This window comes from Sulfuricurvum sp. RIFOXYD12_FULL_44_77 (assembly GCF_001830725.1).
GTDB lineage: Bacteria > Campylobacterota > Campylobacteria > Campylobacterales > Sulfurimonadaceae > Sulfuricurvum > Sulfuricurvum kujiense_A.
Genome location: NZ_MIBU01000216.1, coordinates 1 through 5,296, shown reverse-complemented (window position 1 = coordinate 5,296; position 5,296 = coordinate 1). Strand labels below are relative to the sequence as shown.

The following is a 5,296-nucleotide window of genomic DNA, read 5'->3' as shown; positions in this document are numbered from 1 at the left end:
CGCTCCGAAATCTCCGAGATAGCAGTGATCTTCGTCGTTGATGAGGATGTTGTGGGCGTAAAGGTCGCCGTGCATTAAACCTCGTGCGTGTAAGTGCGCTGCGGCAGAAGCAATCCCTTTTGCCACGTCGAAGATGGTTTCAGGGGTAAAAGAGGTTTCTGCGGTGAACGTATCACGGGTGCAGGTCTCAAAATCGGGAGGAAGCCCCAGATTGCGATAAACATTCGGGATGTATTCGAGCACCAACCCCAGACGCTCGTCCCCTGCTAGCTTTGAGAGGACTTTAATGAGGTTCGGATGCTTACCTGTACTCATATATGCATTCATCTCATCGTGCGCGTATCCGTCACTCGTGATGGCACCTTTGAAAAGTTTCAGTGCCACCTCCTCTTCGTGCAGTTTCGAATAGGCTTTGTAAATATCCCCTGAAGCTCCCGAACCCAATTTCTCTTTGACTTCTAATGATTCGAAGGGTATAGCTTGAAGCTCAAACTGAGCCTTTGGACTGCATGGATTCCCTGAAAACGCGAGCCATGAGAGTTTCGGTAGATTCCACAGCCATGTGGGGATTGCTTGGAGGTTATTGGCCGAGAGGCGGAGGAGTTCGAGATTTCGACATTGCGCCATCTCATCAGGGAGCGTTTCGAGACGGTTTCCGGCCAGTGCGCATTTCTGCAGTTTGTGGAGTTTGCCGATAGAGCTTGGGAGTGATGTGAGGCGGTTGTCGGTCAGGATGAGCCAGCTGATCGTGTCGGGGAGAACCTCTTCCCCAAACGTTTCAATCTGATTGCTTTTAAACCCTATCATATAAAGGTGTTCGCACCCTTTGAATGAGGGGACGGAGGTAAAGCGGTTATTGGAGAAGAAGGCGATTTTCAGTTTGGTGAGTCTGCTGATATCTTCAGGGAGTGAGGAGAGGCAATTATTGCTTAAATCGAGAATCTCAAGGGTATCGGCCAGATCGAATATCTCCTCAGGAAAAGCGGTGAGGCTTTCTGCAAGAGTTAGTCGCGTGATCCCTTGAAGTTCTCCGGAGCGCAGTTGTGCCAATGTTTGCATAAAGCCCTTTTCTAAATCAGTTAATGTCGGAATTTTACCGATATTTGAACTAAACCGTTATACTATCCCTAATAATAGAATTCAAATCAGGAGAATAAGATGTTAGGGATCGAAAAATACGATAATCTAAAAGAGGTTATGCCGGATCTTATGCCGGTACTTCGAGATGCGATTCAGTCTGAATTTCTGGAAATTAAAAAAATCAATAAATTGTGTGAAAAATATATTGCCTCTTGTACTCACTTCCCTGAACTTAAAAAAGCGGAGTACGTCATTTTTTCTCAGCATATCAAAAAGAATGAACACAAATATGAAGTGTTTGTCTTTCTTGATGGGAAAGGAAAGATGGTTCGTCATATCACCGGAGCGGAGATGGAGCTTTACGGGCTTCTTGATTCCTGTAGTAATCTTCATGTTTCTGAAGAGTATGTTGTGCAGCAAACCCATTGTCATGACGGTGAGTGCCGTCACTGATTCAGCAACTTCTTTTTTCTCCGCTTAGTATTTTTAAAACACCTTTTGCCGCGAACACACCGCTGGCAAAACATCCACTTAAGAGGTAACCGCCCGTCGGTGCATCCCAATCGAGCATTTCACCCGCACAAAATACATTCGGCATGGCGTGCAACATAAGATCCTCATTCAGTGCTTCACGCATCACTCCGCCGGCAGTGCTAATCGCTTCTTCTATCGGTTGCATCCCATAGAGTGTGATGGGATACTTTTTAACATAGGCCGCAACACTGAGAGGGTCATGCCATTTCTCTTTCGGCAATGCTTCTCGAAGAAGTGCCGCTTTAACCCCCTCCAAACCCGCTTTGCGCCATAGGTTATCACATGATTGTTTTCCCGATGAGGTAAGCCGTGATATTAAGGCGTTTTCAGTGATATGGGGCAAAAGGTCTAAATAAAGTGTTGCCGATCCCTCTGAGATGATCTCCTCTCGAAGCGGACGGGAGAGCGCATAGACCAATCCCCCCTCGATTCCATACGTTGTTAAAACGGCTTCGGAGGAGCTGATACTCTCTTCGGCTCCTTCAACCCATCCCGATATATTTTTTAACGGTTTTCCTAAATGGGGTTGTAAAAACGGAGACCATGTTGCTTTGAAACCACAGTTAGAGGGTAATAGCGGGCTGATGTTCACACCCCTGCGCGCTAAAATAGTGACCCACGCACCGTCTGAGCCGAGACTTGCCCAGCTTCCGCCCCCTAGAGCTAAAATCGTCGCATCGGTTGCCACGGTTTTTTCACCCTCAGGCGTTGTGAAACGTAAATCTCCCTCATCGCTAAAACCCGTCCAATAATGGCGGCAATGGACGCGAACCCCCCGTTTTTTCAAAGAAGAGAGCCAGCGGCGTAGCAACGGTGCGGCTTTCATCTCGGTAGGAAAAACCCTTCCCGATGACCCGATGAACGAATCCACGCCCAAACTTTTCATCCACACTCGAATGGCATTAGGATCAAAGGCCTCTATCATAGGTTTCAGCCACTCGCTATGATCATAGCGGCGTATAAAATCATCCATAGGCTCACTGTGGGTAATGTTTAATCCCCCTTTGCCTGCCATAAGAAATTTTCGCCCGACAGAGGGCTTGGATTCAAAAACATCGACACTCATCCCTGCAGCGGATAAAATATCTGCGGCCATCAAACCGGCAGGGCCTGCTCCGACAATGGCGATTTTTTGGGATTTCAATGACTCTCGTTGGAGTCTAAAAGGTTTTTCTTTTCTAATGTATAGAGTTCATAGCGGATATGTTTGAATTGTTCACTCAAAGCGGGGTCTACTATCTTATAGAGTTCTTCTAGTACTCTGGAAGATTCTTGTCCCCGTTTATAGTTGGCAATCAGAATACTTCTAAGATCGGTACGGTTCATTTCGCTCTGCATACTCGGACGCAAGACATCATTCACACTGTCACGTGAGGCGAGGAGTGGTTCGAGGGGTTCGATGCGGCATTGGTGACGGAGATTTTTAAGGGAGGTTGAAAGTTCCTTGTCATTGTGAACATAGCGCGCTATATCCTCAATCACACGGATTCCCTCTTTGAGACGGTTGAGATTGGCATCCACCACCCGGAGGAGTTCCGGGGGGAGGAAGTTATTCGTCACTGCCACCAAAGATTCCGAAGAGTTGGAGCATAGTTACAAATAGATTAAAGAAATCAAGATAAAGGGCAATAGCACCGTCCATCGGTGTTTCATAGGCACCGCGGATAACGTTTTGGGTATCGATCAACACCATGACGCTGATAACAAGCAAGAAGATGGCTTGAATCGCTACATAGAGGATCGGGCTTTTCAAGAAAAACACGTTGATCAATGAGACTGCCAATATAATAAAGAAAGCGATCATTATCGGTTTCGTCCACGTTGTAAAGTCTTTAGAACTTTTAATCGCAAAGAAACTCAATCCGCCGAACAACGCTGCCGTCATAAAAAACGCATTTCCGACGATCGTCGCTCCGCCTGCCATCCCGAGGATGTGGCTGAGAAGCGGAGTAATAATAACACCGCTTGCAAACGTAAAGGTGAACAATCCGATCATATTAACGCCAGGTTTGTTTTTGATCATTTGAAGACCAAACATACCGAACAGCATCCAAGGGATAGCAATCCACCAGTAATTCGCCGCAACGATTCCCGCAAACGGCATACCGACATAAGCACCTACACCGCCTGCCAACATTGAAGCGGCAAACAATTTATAGGTATCTTTTACAAACGAAACGATCTGCGCTTCACTCTTGTGAGCGCTCTCGTAACCAAAAGCACCTTCTCGTGCGTATTCGCGATCATATAAAGCCATAGCTTTTTCCTTATAAGGGTTTTTATGAAAGTGATTATACAAGAGTTTGATTAACCGTTCATTTGATTATGAAGATAAATAGAGGAGCTCAATAGGGTAAAATGAGTAGAAATGTTACAGTTTTAGAGCAGAGAAATAGAAAATAAAAACTTTTTGCCATATTTTTGATATTTGCGTAAAAACCTCTTGACTTCTTTGTTGATTTCCCCTATAATTCCCGTCCACAAACGCTGATAGGCCTTGAGTTAAGACCTAGAGTTTGAGTTTGCGATCATTGAAAACTAAGTAGGTTAAACGGTTCGAGACAATCTCGAAGACGTTGACCTTTAATGTCAACACAATACAACAACCGTCTATTTACTTTGATTGGGTTAACCAATCACCAAAAAGTAAAATAGATAACAATTTATGAAGCCAATGATTTTAACATCTTGGGTCATAGGATTGGACAAACCAATTATGGAGAGTTTGATCCTGGCTCAGAGTGAACGCTGGCGGCGTGCCTAACACATGCAAGTCGAACGATGATGAAAGAGCTTGCTCTTTCTGATTAGTGGCGCACGGGTGAGTATACCATAGATAATGTACCTCTTAGTTTGGGATAGCCACTGGAAACGGTGATTAATACCAGATACTCCTTCTCGTTATAAGACGAGTCGGGAAAGTTTTTTCGCTAAGAGATCAGTCTATGTCCTATCAGCTAGTTGGTGAGGTAATGGCTCACCAAGGCTATGACGGGTATCTGGTTTGAGAGGATGATCAGACACACTGGAACTGAGACACGGTCCAGACTCCTACGGGAGGCAGCAGTGAGGAATATTGCACAATGGAGGAAACTCTGATGCAGCAACGCCGCGTGGAGGATGACGCATTTCGGTGTGTAAACTCCTTTTAAGAGGGAAGATAATGACGGTACCTCTTGAATAAGCACCGGCTAACTCCGTGCCAGCAGCCGCGGTAATACGGAGGGTGCAAGCGTTACTCGGAATCACTGGGCGTAAAGGGTGCGTAGGCTGGCTTCTAAGTCAGATGTGAAATCCAATGGCTTAACCATTGAACTGCATTTGAAACTGGGAGCCTAGAGTTCAGAAGGGGCAGATGGAATTAGTGGTGTAGGGGTAAAATCCGTAGATATCACTAGGAATATCAAAAGCGAAGGCGATCTGCTGGGATGATACTGACGCTGAGGCACGAAAGCGTGGGGAGCAAACAGGATTAGATACCCTGGTAGTCCACGCCCTAAACGATGAATGCTAGTCGTCGGGGAGCTCGTCTCTTCGGTGATGCACTTAACAGATTAAGCATTCCGCCTGGGGAGTACGGTCGCAAGATTAAAACTCAAAGGAATAGACGGGGACCCGCACAAGTGGTGGAGCATGTGGTTTAATTCGAAGATACACGAAGAACCTTACCTGGCCTTGACAT

5 protein-coding genes and 1 rRNA gene are annotated in these 5,296 nt (G+C 46.0%); 2 read left to right on the top strand and 4 right to left on the bottom strand.

Annotated features, from left to right (window positions below):
• On the bottom strand, nt 1–1,059 hold a 1,059-nt coding region (locus A2517_RS07850), incomplete at its 3' end, for a protein kinase (RefSeq protein ID WP_294895805.1).
• A 99-nt stretch (nt 1,060–1,158) separates the two neighbouring features.
• On the opposite strand from A2517_RS07850, the gene A2517_RS07845 reads away from it, so the two are divergent.
• The gene (locus A2517_RS07845) at nt 1,159–1,533 is read left to right on the top strand and encodes a hypothetical protein (RefSeq protein ID WP_294895803.1); all 375 of its coding nucleotides are present in this window, start codon (nt 1,159–1,161) and stop codon (nt 1,531–1,533) included.
• 1 nt (nt 1,534) lies between these two features.
• Here A2517_RS07845 and A2517_RS07840 read toward each other — a convergent pair whose 3' ends face one another.
• The 3 genes from A2517_RS07840 to A2517_RS07830 are packed head-to-tail and all read right to left on the bottom strand — an operon-like array spanning nt 1,535 to nt 3,871.
• Nucleotides 1,535–2,758 (bottom strand): TIGR03862 family flavoprotein, encoded by a 1,224-nt coding sequence (locus A2517_RS07840; protein ID WP_294895801.1) that lies wholly within the window; start codon nt 2,756–2,758, stop codon nt 1,535–1,537.
• On the bottom strand, nt 2,755–3,174 hold the full coding sequence (locus tag A2517_RS07835; protein WP_294895807.1) for a thiamine-phosphate pyrophosphorylase: 420 nt from the start codon (nt 3,172–3,174) through the stop codon (nt 2,755–2,757). The genes A2517_RS07840 and A2517_RS07835 overlap by 4 nt, the downstream gene beginning before the upstream one ends.
• Nucleotides 3,164–3,871: a Bax inhibitor-1/YccA family protein gene (locus A2517_RS07830; RefSeq protein WP_294895799.1), complete on the bottom strand. Its 708-nt coding sequence runs from the start codon at nt 3,869–3,871 to the stop codon at nt 3,164–3,166. Before A2517_RS07830 ends, A2517_RS07835 begins: the two co-directional genes overlap by 11 nt.
• 456 nt (nt 3,872–4,327) lie before the next feature.
• Here A2517_RS07830 and A2517_RS07825 point away from each other — a divergent pair.
• Nucleotides 4,328–5,296 (top strand): 16S ribosomal RNA (locus A2517_RS07825); the annotation flags it as partial.